At 71.3% G+C, this 14,673-nt stretch carries 16 protein-coding genes; 6 read left to right on the forward strand and 10 right to left on the reverse strand.

Annotated features, from left to right (window positions below; all coding sequences use genetic code 11):
• Nucleotides 1-15 precede the first annotated feature (15 nt).
• The gene (locus tag M4I32_RS04365; RefSeq protein WP_319033266.1) at nt 16-1,209 is read left to right on the forward strand and encodes a mechanosensitive ion channel family protein; all 1,194 of its coding nucleotides are present in this window, start codon (nt 16-18) and stop codon (nt 1,207-1,209) included.
• Here M4I32_RS04365 and M4I32_RS04370 read toward each other — a convergent pair.
• The 6 genes from M4I32_RS04370 to M4I32_RS04395 form a co-directional block, all read right to left on the reverse strand.
• On the reverse strand, nt 1,191-1,484 hold the full coding sequence (locus M4I32_RS04370; protein WP_319033267.1) for a rhodanese-like domain-containing protein: 294 nt from the start codon (nt 1,482-1,484) through the stop codon (nt 1,191-1,193). The genes M4I32_RS04365 and M4I32_RS04370 overlap by 19 nt on opposite strands.
• Entirely contained in the window at nt 1,453-3,177 is a 1,725-nt protein-coding gene (locus M4I32_RS04375; RefSeq protein ID WP_319033268.1) for an FAD-dependent oxidoreductase, read from the reverse strand. The genes M4I32_RS04370 and M4I32_RS04375 overlap by 32 nt, the downstream gene beginning before the upstream one ends.
• Nucleotides 3,164-3,439, reverse strand: a complete 276-nt coding sequence (locus tag M4I32_RS04380; RefSeq protein ID WP_319033269.1) for a metal-sensitive transcriptional regulator — start codon at nt 3,437-3,439, stop codon at nt 3,164-3,166. Before M4I32_RS04380 ends, M4I32_RS04375 begins: the two co-directional genes overlap by 14 nt.
• A 308-nt stretch (nt 3,440-3,747) precedes the next feature.
• A complete protein-coding gene (locus M4I32_RS04385; protein WP_003792170.1) occupies nt 3,748-3,846 on the reverse strand; it encodes a 30S ribosomal protein bS22 in 99 nt (32 codons plus the stop codon).
• A gap of 92 nt (nt 3,847-3,938) precedes the next feature.
• On the reverse strand, nt 3,939-4,130 hold the full coding sequence (locus M4I32_RS04390; protein ID WP_319033270.1) for a helix-turn-helix domain-containing protein: 192 nt from the start codon (nt 4,128-4,130) through the stop codon (nt 3,939-3,941).
• A 128-nt stretch (nt 4,131-4,258) separates the two neighbouring features.
• Nucleotides 4,259-4,672 carry a metalloregulator ArsR/SmtB family transcription factor gene (locus M4I32_RS04395; RefSeq protein ID WP_319033271.1) on the reverse strand — a complete coding sequence of 138 codons (414 nt, stop codon included), beginning with the start codon at nt 4,670-4,672 and terminating at the stop codon, nt 4,259-4,261.
• 104 nt (nt 4,673-4,776) lie between these two features.
• Here M4I32_RS04395 and M4I32_RS04400 point away from each other — a divergent pair, with 104 nt between their 5' ends.
• Complete coding sequence (locus M4I32_RS04400; RefSeq protein ID WP_319033350.1) at nt 4,777-6,195, forward strand: TrkH family potassium uptake protein; 1,419 nt, start codon at nt 4,777-4,779, stop codon at nt 6,193-6,195.
• Nucleotides 6,188-6,859: a TrkA family potassium uptake protein gene (locus M4I32_RS04405; RefSeq protein WP_319033272.1), complete on the forward strand. Its 672-nt coding sequence runs from the start codon at nt 6,188-6,190 to the stop codon at nt 6,857-6,859. The genes M4I32_RS04400 and M4I32_RS04405 overlap by 8 nt, the downstream gene beginning before the upstream one ends.
• A 2-nt stretch (nt 6,860-6,861) precedes the next feature.
• On the opposite strand, the gene proC is transcribed toward M4I32_RS04405, so the two are convergent.
• Complete coding sequence (gene proC / locus M4I32_RS04410) at nt 6,862-7,707, reverse strand: pyrroline-5-carboxylate reductase (RefSeq protein ID WP_319033273.1); 846 nt, start codon at nt 7,705-7,707, stop codon at nt 6,862-6,864.
• A 122-nt stretch (nt 7,708-7,829) separates the two neighbouring features.
• Between proC and M4I32_RS04415 the strand changes: the two genes are divergently transcribed.
• Nucleotides 7,830-8,942 carry an alpha/beta hydrolase gene (locus M4I32_RS04415; protein ID WP_319033274.1) on the forward strand — a complete coding sequence of 371 codons (1,113 nt, stop codon included), beginning with the start codon at nt 7,830-7,832 and terminating at the stop codon, nt 8,940-8,942.
• Nucleotides 8,943-8,969: 27 nt separating this feature from the next.
• On the opposite strand, the gene M4I32_RS04420 is transcribed toward M4I32_RS04415, so the two are convergent.
• On the reverse strand, nt 8,970-9,401 hold the full coding sequence (locus tag M4I32_RS04420; protein WP_319033351.1) for a nucleoside deaminase: 432 nt from the start codon (nt 9,399-9,401) through the stop codon (nt 8,970-8,972).
• A 65-nt stretch (nt 9,402-9,466) separates the two neighbouring features.
• Here M4I32_RS04420 and upp point away from each other — a divergent pair, with 65 nt between their 5' ends.
• Nucleotides 9,467-10,099, forward strand: a complete 633-nt coding sequence (upp, locus tag M4I32_RS04425; RefSeq protein WP_319033275.1) for a uracil phosphoribosyltransferase — start codon at nt 9,467-9,469, stop codon at nt 10,097-10,099.
• 3 nt (nt 10,100-10,102) lie between these two features.
• Here upp and M4I32_RS04430 read toward each other — a convergent pair whose 3' ends face one another.
• Nucleotides 10,103-10,480 carry a hypothetical protein gene (locus tag M4I32_RS04430; RefSeq protein ID WP_319033276.1) on the reverse strand — a complete coding sequence of 126 codons (378 nt, stop codon included), beginning with the start codon at nt 10,478-10,480 and terminating at the stop codon, nt 10,103-10,105.
• Nucleotides 10,481-10,554: 74 nt separating this feature from the next.
• On the opposite strand from M4I32_RS04430, the gene M4I32_RS04435 reads away from it, so the two are divergent.
• Complete coding sequence (locus M4I32_RS04435) at nt 10,555-11,064, forward strand: gluconokinase, GntK/IdnK-type (protein ID WP_319033277.1); 510 nt, start codon at nt 10,555-10,557, stop codon at nt 11,062-11,064.
• Here the strand turns inward: M4I32_RS04435 and M4I32_RS04440 are convergent.
• On the reverse strand, nt 11,054-14,602 hold the full coding sequence (locus tag M4I32_RS04440; RefSeq protein ID WP_319033352.1) for a TM0106 family RecB-like putative nuclease: 3,549 nt from the start codon (nt 14,600-14,602) through the stop codon (nt 11,054-11,056). The genes M4I32_RS04435 and M4I32_RS04440 overlap by 11 nt on opposite strands.
• Nucleotides 14,603-14,673 lie beyond the last annotated feature (71 nt).

The raw sequence follows: 14,673 nt of genomic DNA on the forward strand, positions 1-14,673 counted from the left end.
TCCGATTGGAGACCCATGCTCGATCCCTGGCTGGGATTCGCGATCACCATCGCCGTCTGCATCGTCCTCGCCGTCGTCGCGACCGCGATCGTCGCCTTCATCGTGCGCCTGGTCGCCCGCAAGCGATCCTGGCCGGGGCTCCTCGTCGCCCGGGCGCGCCGCCCCTTCCGGATGGTGATCCTGGTGGTCGCCGTCTGGGTGGCACTCGCCTTGGCGTTCCCTGAACGGGACTGGATGCCGGCGATCGACCAGGCGATGACGATCCTGCTGATCGGCTCCGGCTCCTGGCTCGCCATCGGCCTGGTGCGCTTCGGCACCGACACGGCGCTGGGGCGATACAGCCTCGACACCCCGGACAACAGGGTGGCGCGCCGCATCCGCACACAGATGCTGATCCTGCGACGGCTCGCCGTGGCGATCATCGTCGTCATCGCGATCGGTGCGGCGCTGCTGACCTTCCCCGCGGTGCGGACTCTGGGCGCCAGCGTGCTCGCCTCGGCCGGCATCGCGTCGGTCGTGGCCGGCCTCGCGGCGCAGTCGGTGCTGGCGAACATGTTCGCCGGCATCCAGCTCGTCTTCAGCGAGGCGCTGCGCGTCGACGACGTCATCGTCGCCGAGGGCGAGTGGGGGCGCGTCGAAGAGATCACCCTCAGCTACGTGGTGCTGAACCTCTGGGACGAGCGGCGCCTCGTGCTGCCCTGCACATACTTCACGACGCAGCCGTTCGAGAACTGGACCCGGCAGGGCAGCGAGCTCTTCGGCGCCGTGGAGCTCGACATGGACTGGCGCGTTTCTACCACGCGCATGCGCGAGCATCTCGCCGAGGTGCTCGCCGAATCCACGCTGTGGGATCGGCGGGCGTCGGTGCTGCAGATCACGGACGCCACCGGCGGGCTCGTGCGGGTGCGCATCCTCGTGACGGCCGCGAACTCGGCGAACCTCTGGGACCTGCGCTGCAATGTGCGCGAGGCGATGGTCACGTGGGCGCAGCGCACGCTGCCGACGGCGATGCCGGTGCAGCGCGTCATGATGACGCCCGAGAGCCCGGATTCGTCGGACGAGGACTCCACCGGCGAGTCAGAAGGACTCTTCAGCGGCAGCATCGAGGCCCAGGAGCGCGGCAACGCCTTCACCCAGGCCGTCCCCGTCGTCACGTCGGACGGCGAAGACGGCGGGGACGGCGACGCCGATCAGCGTTCGACGGGATAGCCCGCCTGGATCCACTCGCCCGTGCCGCCCTCGACGTTCGTGGCGTCATGGCCGCGCGCCTCGAGCGCCTCGACGACCCGGGCCGAGCGCCCGCCTGCCTGGCAGATGACGTCGAACGAACCCTCGGGCAGCTCGTCGAGCAGGTCGCCGATGCGCGACATGGGAAGGTTCACGGCGCCGGGAACGTGCCCCGCGGCGAACTCGTCCGTCTCGCGGACGTCGATGAGGGGCGTGCTCTCGCGCTCACGCAGCTGCTGTACGGTGATCGACTTCATGGGTCAGGATGTCCTTTCCGTGGTAAGCGAGGAGCGTCTGCAGCCCCCCGGACAGTGTGGCGGAATCGAAGCCCGCCGCGGTCAACTGGCGGTGCGCCAGGTAGGAACGCACCCCCGATGCGCAGTGGACGCGCACGGGCCGGCCGGCAGCGGCATCCCGCACCTCGTGCATCCGGGTGCGCAGCTCGGTATGGGGCACGTGCAGGGCGCCCGGCAGATGCCCGGCCTGCCACTCGTCGCCGCGTCGCACGTCGAGCACGAGTGCGGTGGCGAGCGCGTCGTCCAGGTCCTGCGGCTGCCACAGGCGCGTGGTCCCCTCGAGGACGTTCTGACCCACCAGTCCGACCATGGTGACCGCGTCTTTGGCCGATCCGTACGGCGGTGAGTACGACAGGTCCAGATCGATGAGGTCGGCGACCCCGAGTCCGGCGCGCATCGCCGTGGCGATGACGTCGATCCGCTTGTCGACGCCGTCCATTCCCACCGCCTGCGCGCCATAGATGCGGCCGGGCTCCTCGGCGGATGCCGGGGCGAAGTGCACGACCAGATGGATGGTCTCGGCGCCCGGGAAGTAGCCGGCGTGCGAGCCCGGGTGCAGGTGCACCGTATCGAAAGGCACGCCGGCGTGCTCGAGCGAGCGGCGGTTGGCGCCGGTGAGCGCGGCCGTCAGCCCGAAGACCCGCACGATCGCGGTGCCGAGCGGGGTGGCCATCGGCCGCGGAGCGCGGGCGCCCAGCATCGCGTCGGCGATGAGACGTCCCTCGCGATTGGCCGGGCCGGCGAGGGCGACCGGCCGGGTCACGCCCGTCACCGGGTCGGCCTTGGCCACGGCATCCCCCGCTGCCCAGATGCCGGGCACGCTGGTGCGTCCATGGTCGTCGACGATGATCGCGCCACGGTCGGTGGCGACACCGGCCGCCTCGGCGAAGCCCGTGTCGGGGCGCACTCCCACCGACAGCACGACGAGGTCCGCGGCGATGGCACGGTCGTCCGACAGTCGCACGATCGCGTGGTCGCCGGCGTCTTCGATCGCGGAAGCCGCGACGCCGGCATGCACGCGCACGCCGTTCGCGTGCAACTCGGCGGCGACGAGCGCGGCCATCTCCGTCTCGAGCGGCGGCAGCACGTGGGGGGCGAACTCGACGATGTCGACCTCGAGACCGCGATGACGCAGCGCCTCGGCGGCTTCGACGCCGATGAAACCGGCCCCGAGCACCGTCGCACGTCGTGCCGCACCCGCGGCATCCCGCATCCACGCCGCATCCCCGACCGTGCGCAGTGTGCGCACGCGCGGGTCGTCGAGGCCCGGAATCGGGGGGCGGAGCGCGAACGCCCCGGGAGCGAGCATCAGCTCGTCGTAGGGGAACTCGGCGTCACCCTCGGGAGTGCGGGCCGTGACGACCCGCCGCTCGGGATCGATGGCGGTCGCCTCGTGGCGCACGCGCACGTCGAGATCGAGCGCGGCGCGCAGGCTCTCGGGCGTCTGCACCAGCAGGCTCGACTGCTCCGCGATCTCGCCACCCACGTAGTAGGGCAGGCCGCAGTTGGCGAACGAGACGTGGTCGCCGCGCTCGAGCACCACGATGTGGGCGCTCTCGTCGAGCCGGCGGGCTCGAGCGGCGAAGCTCATGCCCGCGGCGACACCGCCGATCACCACGATGCGCCGAGGGGTATTCCGCTCACGCGAAGGCATGGAACAGCCTCTCCAGTCGTTCGCGGTCGGCGACGCCGGCCTCTCCGCGGGCGATGCACTGCTCGAGCCCGCTCGCGATCACCGCGAAGCCGGCGGCATCCACCGCCTTCGACACGGCCGCGAGCTGGGTGAGCACGTCTTTGCAGTCGCGGCCCGTCTCGATCATCGACATGACGCCCGCGAGCTGGCCGTGGGCGCGCTTGAGTCGGGGCAGCACCGTCGACATGTCGACGTGCAGGCCCTCATCCTGTTGCTCGGTCATGCCTCGATGTTATACCCCCGGGGGTATCCGCGCAAGGCGCAGGAACGCGGATGACCATCCCCTTCGCCCCCACCACCGTTGGGGCTGCACTATCCGGCGCGGGCGCCAGCGATTTCTGGCGCCGCGGCCGAGAAGTGCAGCCGCAAGGAGAGGTGGGGGCCAAAAGTGCAGCCGCAAGGAGAGGTGGGGGCGAGAAGTGCAGCCGCAAGCGGGTGGGGCGAGAGAATGGGCCGGATGCCGCGGGCAGAAACACGAAGCGCCCGTCCATGCGGACAGGCGCTCGGTGTATCGACCCGAAGGTCGGGCCGCTACTTCTTGTTGCGACGCTGGTGGCGAGTCTTGCGAAGCAGCTTGCGGTGCTTCTTCTTCGCCATGCGCTTGCGGCGCTTCTTGATGACTGAACCCACGGAAACCTCACAATGTCGCGGTCTGGACGTCCACACACGTGTGCGCGGGACCGCCCGGGAACGGGCAGATGCGAAAAATGCCTCGACTGAGTCTAGCCGACGTCGGCGATGGGCCGCTGCAGGGCCTCACTCACCGCCTGCTCGGGCACCCGATACGACCGGCCGAAGCGCACGGCCGGCAGGTCGCCGGCGTGCACGAGCCGGTAGACGGTCATCTTTGACACGCGCATGATCTCGGCGACCTCAGCAACAGTGAGGAAGCGCATCTCGGGCAGATCGGCCATGGTCTTCGGTCCCCATTCGGTCAGGGCCGCACCCCACCGCGACCGCTCAGCTCACCTTAGAGCGTGCGCGTGTTCCGTGTAAACCTGTGTGGCGGCTGGGGCACGCGGGAATCAGGTACCCGAACGCCCTAGTTGCCGAACTTGCGCAGCGCGGAAGTGACGGCGTGCTTCGCCGACGCGGCCGCGCGCCCCACGAACTCCGCCGCGTTGGCGGCGGGCTCCGGCAGCGCGCCGTTGCTGAGCTCGACCATCGTCTCGCCGTCCGCATCGTCGATGAAGAACGGCACCAGCCAGTCGTCCACCTGCTCGAGCGGCGTGCTGTTCAGGCTGTAGTAGCGGTGCTGTCCCTCCTCACGCACCGTCACCAGACCGGCCTCGCGCAGCACCTTGAGATGTTTCGAGACCGTCGGCTGACTCACGCCCAGCTCGTGCACGAGCTGGGACACAGAAGTGCCCGAGGAATCGGATGCGGATCGCGACAGCAGGATCTGCAGGATCTCCCGCCGAGTGCCGTCCGCGATCACGTCGAAGATGTCCGCCATGTGCTTAGGTTAGCCGCGCCGTGCGCGGAGTACCATGAGGGCGGTCCGGCGGGCGAAAGGGGCGCGGCATGTCAACAAGCCGCCCATCGTCGCGCGTGCGCGCGATGTTTCCGGGACCCAAGCGGTCGACGATCCACGCAATCGGACATGTGCTCCGCGAATTCACGACCTCGTCGCCCGCGCGTTTCGCCATCCTCGTCTTCGGCTCGCTGATCCTCATCTTCACGGCGCTGCTGTCGCTGCCGGCCGCGGCCGCCGACGGCCAGGTCACGCAGCTCGCCGACGCCCTCTTCACCGCCGTCTCGACGATCTGCGTCACCGGCCTGGTGAGCGTCGACATGGCCACGCACTGGTCTCCGCTCGGCAACGTCATCATCTTCGTCGGCGTCAATATCGGCGGCATGGGCGTGCTCACGCTGGCGTCGATCCTCGGCCTGGTCATCTCGAAGCGGCTGGGGCTGCGGGCGAAGCTGATCGCCGCCGGCGACACGAATCCGATGCGCGCCCACGGCGGCCCGGTGAACGAGGGCCAGACGGTGCGCCTGGGCGAGGTCGGCCAGCTGCTGCGCACGGTGGCCCTGTCGACCCTCGTCATCGAGGGAACGATCGCGGTGCTGCTCTACCCGGCCTTCGTTCTCGCACGGGTCGACCCGCTCGTCGCACTGTGGGAGGCGCCCTACTACGCGGCGATGTCGTTCACCAACACCGGCTTCACTCCCAACCCGGGGGGACTCGAGCCTTTCGCCGACGACTACTTCATCCTGTCGGTGCTGATGGTCAGCGTCTTTCTGGGCAGCATCGGGTTTCCGGTCATCTACAGTCTCTCGCGACACTTCCTGCACGTGGGGCGGTGGTCGCTGCACACCAAGCTCACGCTCATCACGACGACGCTGCTGTTCGTCGCGGGCGCGCTCGCGTTCCTGGGCCTCGAATTCAACAACCCCGGCACCTTCGGGTCGATGGATGCGTGGGACACGACATTCCAGGCGTTCTTCCTCTCGGCGATGACCAGGTCGGGCGGGTTCTCCGTCGTCGATGTCGGCGAGCTGAACGGGTCGTCGCTGGTGGTCGGGTCGATGCTCATGTTCGTCGGCGGCGGTTCGGCGTCCACGGCCGGCGGCATCAAGGTCACGACCCTCGCGGTGCTCGCCCTCGCGGTGTGGTCCGAGGCCCGGGGGCGTCCGTCGGTCGAGGCGTTCGGCCGCCGCATCCCGAGCGACGTGCAGCGCGTGGCGCTCTCGGTCGTGGCATGGGGCGCGACCATCGTCGCACTGTCGACCATCACGATCGCCCAGATCACCAAGGCGCCGATCGCCGAGGTGCTCTTCGACGTCATCTCGGCGTTCGGCACGGTGGGCCTGTCGACCGGACTGACGGAGAACCTCTCCGATCCCGCCACGTACGTGATGGCGCTGACGATCTTCATGGGTCGCATTGGTACAGTGACTCTCGCCGCGGCGGTGGCCGCGACATCCCGATCGCAGCTGTACTCGCTGCCCGTGGAAAGGCCGATCGTTGGTTGAGCAGATCCGGGGCGATGCGCCTGTCCTCGTCATCGGGCTGGGTCGCTTCGGCGCCGCCTGCTCCGGCGAACTCGATCGGCTCGATCGCGAGGTGCTGGCGATCGACGAGAACCTCGACCTCGTGCAGAAGTGGTCCGAGCGCGTGACGCACACGGTGCAGGGCGACGCCCGCAACATCGACGCGCTCAAGCAGATCGGCGCCCAGGACTTTCAGGTCGCGGTTGTCGCCGTCGGCTCGAGCATCGAGGCATCCGTGCTCATCACGGCCAACCTCGTCGATCTCAAGGTGCCGCAGATCTGGGCGAAGGCGGTGTCGCAGTCGCACGGCAAGATCCTGGCCCGCGTCGGCGCCAACCACGTCATCTACCCGGAGCGCGAAGCGGGCGAACGCGTGGCGCACCTGGTCAGCGGCCGGATGCTGGACTTCATCCGCTTCGACGACGACTTCGTCCTGGCCAAGATGTACCCGCCGCGCTTCATCCGCGGGGCCGGGCTGAACGAGACGGGCGTGCGCAGCAAATACAACGTGACCGTCGTGGGCGTGAAGAGCCCGGGCAAGCCTTTCCGGTACGCGGAGGCGAACACGGTCGTGACCAACCACGACCTGATCATCGTCTCGGGCACCAACCAGGACGTCGAGCGGTTCGCCTCGCTCGACCGCTGACCTCAGCCGCCCGCGGCGAGCTCCCGGGCGCGGGCGAGAGCGGCATCCGTCGCCCTGCCGAAGGTCTCGTCGAGGTGCTCGTCCAGCAGCACCGCGATCGCGCGCTCGGTCGTCCCCTTCGGGCTCGTCACCTGGCGCCGCAGCTCGGCAGGGTCCTCGCCCGACGCCTCCATCAGCGCGGCGGCGCCGATGAACGTCTGCTCGGCCATCGCGCGGGCCTGGTCGCGCGCGAAGCCCTTGGCCTCGGCGGCGGCGGTCAGCTGCTCCGAGAGCAGGTACACGTAGGCGGGCCCCGAGCCGGAGATGGTCGACAGCGCGTCGATCTGCGATTCGGGGGTCTCGATGACAATGCCGCACGTCTCGAACAGCCGGCGGACGGCGGCGGCCTGCGCGGCCGAGACGGTGGGGCCGGCGGCGAGCCCCGTGACGCCCTTGCCGATCAGCGCGGGCGTGTTGGGCATCGAGCGCATGACGGCGACGTCGGGCCCGAGCACGCTCGAGAACGTCTCGAGCGTCACCCCGGCGGCGAGGCTGACCACGACGGCATCCGCGCGCAGGACCGGCGCGATCTCGCGCAGCAGGTCGGTCACCATGCCCGGCTTGACGCCGATCAGCACGAGCTCGGCGGATGCCGCGGCCCGCAGGTTCGCGTCGGGCTCATCCTCCAGAGCGACGCTCGTCACCCCGGGCAGGTCGGCGAGTGCCTCCGCCTTGCCGCGCGTGCGGTTCGTCACGGTGACGCCGTCCGCCGCCAGGCCCGACGCGGCGACGCCGCGCACGACCGCTCCCCCCATCGAGCCGGCGCCGAGGATCGCGATGGAGGGCAGGGTCGCGGGGGCATCGGTCATGGTCACAATCCTAACGAGCGCGCCTTCACGGCCCGGACTGGGCGGATACCTCGGGATCCGCAAGGGACGGAGGTCTAGGATCGGCTCGAGGGCGCCGTCCGCCCCCGGAAGGAGAGGACCCGATGACACTTTTCGACGGCCTCACGTCGCGCGCCATCGACACGTCCCGGCTCGCGGTCACCATCCTCGAGCGCACCGGCGACGACCCGGCGACGACGCCGGAGCGCACCGTCGTGTTCGTGCACGGCAACGTCTCGTCGAGCCTGTTCTGGCAGGAGACGATGCGGCACCTGCCCGCCGAGCTGCGGGTGATCGCGGTCGACCTGCGCGGCTTCGGCGGAACCGAGAACGTGCCCGTCGACGCCACCCGCGGCGTCCGCGACTTCAGTGACGACCTGCACGCGACGCTCACCGCGCTCGAGATCCCGACCGCTCACCTCGTGGGCTGGTCGATGGGCGGCGGCGTGGTCATGCAGTACGCGCTCGATCACCCGGTGCTCAGCCTCACCCTGCAGTCCCCCGTCTCGCCCTACGGCTTCGGGGGCACCCGCCGCGACGGCTCGCGCCTGACCGACGACGACGCGGGAACCGGAGCGGGCGGCGCGAACCCCGACTTCGTCAAGCGCCTCACCGAGCACGACACCTCCGATGAGGCGCAGACCTCCCCGCGCAGCGTCTTCCGCGGCGCCTACGTCTCGCCCGGGTACCGGAGCGAGCACGAGGACGTCTGGGTCGAGTCGATGCTCACGACCTCGACGGCGACCGGCAACTACCCGGGGGATGCTGTGCAGAGCGCGAACTGGCCGGGCTTCGCGCCGGGTACGACCGGGGTGCTCAACACGATGGCACCGAAGTACTTCGACGTCTCGGGCATCGTCGACCTCGACCCCAAGCCGCCCATCCTCTGGGTGCACGGAGTGACCGACGCGATCGTGTCGGACACCTCGTTCTTCGACCTCAACTATCTCGGGCAGGCCGGCGTCGTGCCCGACTGGCCCGGCGAGGACGTGGCCCCCGCGCAGCCGATGGTGTCGCAGACCCGCGACGTGCTCGGCCTCTATGCCGAGCGCGGCGGCGACGTGCGCGAGCTCGCCCTCGAGGGCGTGGGGCACAGCGCCCACCTGGAGCGGCCCGTGGAGTTCCGCGCCGCCCTGCTGCGCGTGATCGGCTACCTGGCGCAGCCGAGCGACCCCGCTCCGCCCACCGAGGCGATCATCCTGCGCTCCGCCGACTGAATCGCCGGCGCATCCCCGGGCCCCGGCTCAGCGGCGCGACGCGAAGAACGCACCGAGCATGTCGGCGGCCGCGCGCTCGCTCACCCCGCCGACCACCTCCACCCGGTGCGGCAGGCGCCGGTCCCGCAGCACGTCGTACACCGACCCGCCCGCGCCGGCCTTGTCGTCCCACGCGCCGAAGACCACGCGAGAGACCCGCGCTTGCAGGGCCGCCCCCGCGCACATCAGGCACGGCTCGAGCGTGACCACCAGCGTGGTCCCCTCCAGGTTCCACGAGCCGACGGATGCCGCCGCCCGGCGCAGCGCGAGGATCTCGGCGTGGGCCGTGGGGTCGGCCGTGGCCTCGCGTTCGTTGCGCGCCTGCGCCAGCATCCGCCCCCCGGCATCGACGACGACGGCCCCCACGGGGACGTCGTCGGCCGCGCCGGCCTGCGCGGCGAGGTCGAGCGCGCGCCGCATCGCGGCGAGGTCGGCGTCGTCGAACGTCAGCACGGGCGTCCTTCCGGTCGGGATAGATTGAGCCTATGCGTGTGCACGTCGCCGACCACCCCCTCATCACCCACAAGCTGTCGGTGCTGCGCGACGCGCGCACGCCTTCGCCCGTCTTCCGCCAGCTCACCTCCGAGCTCGTGACGCTGCTGGCGTACGAGGCGACCCGGGGCGTGCGGGTGGCGCCGATCGAGATCACGACGCCCGTGACCACGACGACGGGTGTGAAGATCGCCGACCCCCGCCCGATCGTCGTGCCGATCCTGCGCGCGGGGCTCGGGATGCTCGAGGGCATGGTCACGCTGCTGCCGACGGCCGAGGTGGGTTTTCTCGGCATGGTGCGCAACGAGGAGACCCTCGAGCCCTCGACCTACGCGGAGCGCCTGCCCGACGACCTGAGCTCGCGCCAGTGCTTCGTGCTCGACCCGATGCTCGCGACGGGCGGGTCGCTCGGAGCGGCGATCGAGTTCCTCTTCCGGCGCGGAGCGAAGGACGTGACCGCGATCTGCCTGCTCGCCGCGCCCGAGGGCGTCGCCGCCATCGAGAAGCAGGTGGCGGGCCGCGACGTGACGCTCGTGCTCGGCGCCCTGGACGAGCGCCTCGACGAGCGCGGCTACATCGTGCCGGGACTCGGCGACGCGGGCGACCGCCTGTACGGGACGGTCTGAAAGCTACTCGACGACCGTGACGGTGAACTGCACGTCCTGGATGCCGCCGTCGTCGTTGCTCAGCGTCACGTCGGTCTCGCCGACGCCCACGCCGAGCACGCCGGGGTTGAAGGTGGCGCCGTCGCGCTCGCCGCCTGCCTCGAAGCTCGCCACGGTCTCGTCGGTGACCTCGCCGCTGTAGCTGCCGGGGTCGAGGTCGCCCGTGGTGATGTCGATCGCCTGACCGACCTGCAGCTCGACAGATTCACCCTGCAGCTCCTCGGCCGACATGATGACGGGCGCGATCACGGTGGTGTCCTGTTCTTCGGTCGCCGAGCACCCGGCGAGGGCGAGGGTGGCGACGAGAGCGGCGGAAGCGAGGGCGGGGAAGCGGAGTCTCATGGCACCATGATGCCCGATCGTCCCGCGCTCGCTGCGGCACCACGGCGCGCGGCGCGCCCGGTAGCGTTGTGCGTGTGAGTGCAGTGGATGTCGCGACCCCCCGCATCGTGGTGATGGGCGTCAGCGCGGTCGGCAAGACGACCGTCGGAATCGCCCTCGCCGAGACGCTGGGGGTGCCGTTCCTCGACGCCGACGACTTTCACGACTCCGCGGCGATCGCGAAGATGGCCTCCGGCACCCCGCTCGATGACGATGACCGTTCCCCCTGGCTCGCCCGCGTCGGCGACGCCCTGACGGCCGCGCCGGATGGCGCCGTCGTCGCGTGCTCGGCGCTCGCGCGCCGCTACCGCGACATTCTGCGCCGCCGTGCGCCCGACGTGCTCTTCGTGCATCTCGATGCCGACGGCGACGTGCTCCGCGAGCGGGCGACGACACGCGAGGGCCACTACATGCCCGCCTCTCTGCTGGCGTCCCAGCTGGCCACACTCGAGCCGCTCGGCCCGGACGAGGCCGGCATCCGGGTGGATGCCGCGCTGCCCGTCGACGAGGTCGTCGCCGCCGCGGCAGCCGGCATCAGACCGTAGCGTCGGCGCCGCCCGCGCCGACCAGCCGCGCGAACGCGCTCAGTCGCGCCACGCCCTCCGGAGTGCGCGGGAGGTCATCGAGCAGGCCGGGCGAGTGCACAAGGAACGCCGCGACCTCGGCGCGCGAGATCGCGACGTTGAGGCGGTTGGCCAGGAGCAGGAAATCGAGACCGCGCGGCGCCTCCCGGGCCGACGACGCGGCCAGCGACACGATCGACACCGCCGCCTCCTGGCCCTGGAAGCGGTCGACGGTGCCCACGCGCACACGCTCGAGCCCGGCCTCGGCGAGCGAGGCCTGCACCTGCTGCACCTGGGCGTTGTAGGGCGCGACGACGATGACGTCGGACTCCGTGAGCGGGCGGCTCTCGCCACCGTCCCCAAGATTCTCGTCACCGAGGTTCTCGTCGCGGATGACGCGCCCCATCAGATCGTCGATGATGTGCACCACCTGCGCCGCCTCCTCGGGCGAGCACGTGGCGTTGCCGTGGTGCGCGACGGGCACGACGTGCAGCCCCGGCTCAACCCCCGCCACGCTGCGCCGTGCGGCGCAGGGGTGTGACGAGAGCCTGCCGTCGTACGACAGCCGCGAGACGGGCAGCGCCACGGCCGGGTGCATGCGGCGACTGTCGGGCAGGAACACGCCGTACGCGTCGGGCAGCACGGCGTTGCCGTCCATGAGCCAGCCCAGGGCCGAGTCGTCGACCGGCTCCGGGTGGGTGCCCTGGCTCACCTGCGGCAGCTGCTGCGGATCGCCGAGCAGCAGCAGCCGGCTGGCGGCAGGCGCAACCGCGATGGTCGCGGCGAGAGAGAACTGGCCGGCCTCGTCGATCACCAGCAGGTCGAGCGAGCCGGGCGGCACGCGCACGGCGTGGCTGAAGTCCCATGCCGTGCCGCCGACCACGTATCCCCCGGGCGCCTGCTCGGCGGCGAACCCGGGGATGCCGTCGCTCTTGGGCAGCACGGTGAAGGGCGGAGGCGACGCGGGCTCCTGCTTGAGGGCCTTGCCCACGCGCGACCCGGGCACTCCGGCATCCACGATGCGGCCGAGCATGTGCTCGACCACGGCGTGCGATTGCGCGACGACGCCGACGCGCCAGCCGTGATCGACGACGAGGCGGCGGATGACGTGGGACCCGACGAACGTCTTGCCCGTGCCGGGCGGCCCCTGCACGGCGAGGTAGCTGCGGTCGAGCTCGAGCAGGCGCCGCACGATCGTCTCGGTCGTGGTCTCGGAGAACGCGCTCGAGACCGCAGGCGCCGCATCCACCGTCGTGCGGGACCGAGGCGGGCGCCGCAGGAGCAGGTCGCTCGCGGGGTCGGGCGGCAGGGTCGGGGCGGTCTGGAGGACCCGGTCGGCCCACGCCTCGATCGCCGCCTGCTGCGACCCGGCCGCGGGCGGCGGTGACGGTGTCAGGGCGACGGGAAGCACCGGCCAGGTTCGCTCGCCCGCGGCGGTCTCGGCGACGACGGCGCCGTCGTCGAGCACGTCGACCACCGAGACGCTGCGCGCGACGTGGATCCAACGCGGCGAGGGGTCGGTGTCGAACGGCGCGGGGATCTCGTAGACGGCGAACAGCCGCGACCCGGCGCTGAGCCGCGAGCCCGGCGCCAGCTCGCCCCGCAGCTCGAGCACGCGACGATCCACGCGCTGACGCTCGCCACGGTGCCAGTCCTCGAGCACGCGACTGCGGGCCGAGTCGACCGTGACCACGTCGCGGGTGTTCTCCCACACCGGGACCGGCTCGCGCAGCCGCAGAAAGTGCGCCGCCCAGAACGACTTGGCCTCGCGCGGGTAGTAGTCGATGGCCGCGGCGGCCAGCCGCAGGGCGCGCGCCTCGGGATCGGGCTCGGCGGCATCCGCACCCGCCCCCGTGCTGTCGGTCAGGTCGGCGGCGTGCGCGAGCAGCGCCGTCGCGCGCGGCGAAGGCTCGTACGGCGCCACCTCATCGTGGATGTCGGCGGCGGGACTCACGCCCGCCTCGGCGGCGCGGGCGAGCAGCCAGTCACGCAGGCGCAGCGTCGAGACGCAGTCGTCGCGGTTGTAGTCGCCGATGTCGTCGAGGACCCGCTGCGCGTGCGCCTCATGCCCGGCATCGGCGAGTGCGCGGGCCTCGACGTAGCGCTCGATCGACTCGTCGCCGCGCTGCACGTCGCTCTCGCGCACCTCGGCGCCCATGTACAGCGGCTCGAGCTTCTTGATGGAGTACGAGCGGGATCCGACCCGGAGCGCGCGCCGCACGATCGGATACAGGTCGACGAAGACACCGTCGCGCAGCAGGCCATCGACACGCGCCTCGCCGACGCCGTGGCGGGCGGCCATCTGCAGCAGGTGGGTCGGCTCGTACGGGGCGTAGTGATAGATGTGCAGTCCGGGGTGCGTCGCCCGGCGCAGCTCGACCAGGTCGAGAAAGCGCTCGAGCGCCAGCCGCTCCTCGGCGAACGAATGCGCCCACAGGGCCGAGAACACCTCGTCGGTGTCGACCCAGCCGAAGAGGTAGTCGAGGCCCCACCAGCGTCCCGCCGCCTCGGCGTGCAGGGGGTCGCCCTCGAAGTCGAAGAACAGGTCGCCGGCGTCGGGTTGGGGCAGTGCGGCGAGGGCCGCGGGCTGCACGAGGCGATAACCGGGTGCCGGCTTGCCCTCGGAGGCGATCTGCAGCTGGGCCTGCGTGCGCATCAGCGCGAAGGTCTCGGCGGGCATCCCGTCGGGTGCCTCGTCGGCGGTGGCGAGGTCGTCGATCGTCCGGATGCCGGCGGCGCGCAGGCGCTCCCGCTGGGTCGGCCGCATACCGGCGACGAGGAGCAGGTCGCGGGAGGCCTCGACCTCGAGCGCGCAGGTGGCGCACCGGCCGCAGGCGAGGAACCGGTCGTCGCCCCACGCCACGGGCTCGCCCGCCGCGCCCGCCGCGACCGAACGCGACGCGATCAGCTCGAGCAGCCTCGCCCGCCGCAGCCGGTAGACGGGCAGCACGTCGTCGACGGCGTGGGCGCTGGTCGTGCCGTCGCCGAGCAGCAGCTCGACGTGGTCGGCGCGGGGCACCCGCATCCGGTCGAGTTGATCGACATATGCCGCCAGCTGCATCAGCGCGGTCACGCGGGCGCGGCGGGCGAGCTTGGTGTCTTGCACGAGCCAGCGCCCCTGCTCGTCGCGCACGAGAAAGTCGGCGAAGCCGACGAAGTCCTCGGTGGCGAACGCGGCCTGAAAGATGACGTCGGCGTCCGAGCGCAGCGCCTCGGCGGTGTGCTCGACCGCCCGACCGAGCGCCGCGGCATCCGACGAAGAAGCGTGCGCGATCTCGACGACGCCGTCGCCGTGCGCGTCGCGATACGCCTGCAGGGTGCGCAGCTCGTGCGCGTCGCCGAGGCGTGCCGCACGCTCGAGCATCGGGTCGTCGGGCTCGTCGACCGCCGCGAGCCGGCCGAGGCGCGCGTCCAGGGCGCGCAGCCACGCGAACTCGCACTCCGTCGCGGCCTTGAGGTCGCTCGCGCTCGTGATGACGCGGCTCTCGCTCGGGTCGTCCTCGTTCTGGATGTAGCGCACAGGCACCCCTTTCGCCTCGAGGCTAGCCGCGGCATCCGACATCGCACGTGCCGCCGGTGCAAGACTGGGGG

This window comes from Microbacterium sp. LRZ72, from assembly GCF_033792225.1.
GTDB lineage: Bacteria > Actinomycetota > Actinomycetes > Actinomycetales > Microbacteriaceae > Microbacterium.

What these genes read in the sequence shown, in the direction of transcription:
- M4I32_RS04365 (WP_319033266.1), top strand. Translation starts at nt 16, where the DNA reads ATGCTCGATCCCTGGCTGGGATTCGCGATCACCATCGCCGTCTGCATC.
- M4I32_RS04370 (WP_319033267.1), bottom strand. Translation starts at nt 1,484, where the DNA reads ATGAAGTCGATCACCGTACAGCAGCTGCGTGAGCGCGAGAGCACGCCC.
- M4I32_RS04375 (WP_319033268.1), bottom strand. Translation starts at nt 3,177, where the DNA reads ATGCCTTCGCGTGAGCGGAATACCCCTCGGCGCATCGTGGTGATCGGC.
- M4I32_RS04380 (WP_319033269.1), bottom strand. Translation starts at nt 3,439, where the DNA reads ATGACCGAGCAACAGGATGAGGGCCTGCACGTCGACATGTCGACGGTG.
- M4I32_RS04390 (WP_319033270.1), bottom strand. Translation starts at nt 4,130, where the DNA reads ATGGCCGATCTGCCCGAGATGCGCTTCCTCACTGTTGCTGAGGTCGCC.
- M4I32_RS04395 (WP_319033271.1), bottom strand. Translation starts at nt 4,672, where the DNA reads ATGGCGGACATCTTCGACGTGATCGCGGACGGCACTCGGCGGGAGATC.
- M4I32_RS04400 (WP_319033350.1), top strand. Translation starts at nt 4,777, where the DNA reads ATGTTTCCGGGACCCAAGCGGTCGACGATCCACGCAATCGGACATGTG.
- proC (WP_319033273.1), bottom strand. Translation starts at nt 7,707, where the DNA reads ATGACCGATGCCCCCGCGACCCTGCCCTCCATCGCGATCCTCGGCGCC.
- M4I32_RS04415 (WP_319033274.1), top strand. Translation starts at nt 7,830, where the DNA reads ATGACACTTTTCGACGGCCTCACGTCGCGCGCCATCGACACGTCCCGG.
- M4I32_RS04420 (WP_319033351.1), bottom strand. Translation starts at nt 9,401, where the DNA reads ATGCGGCGCGCGCTCGACCTCGCCGCGCAGGCCGGCGCGGCCGACGAC.
- upp (WP_319033275.1), top strand. Translation starts at nt 9,467, where the DNA reads ATGCGTGTGCACGTCGCCGACCACCCCCTCATCACCCACAAGCTGTCG.
- M4I32_RS04430 (WP_319033276.1), bottom strand. Translation starts at nt 10,480, where the DNA reads ATGAGACTCCGCTTCCCCGCCCTCGCTTCCGCCGCTCTCGTCGCCACC.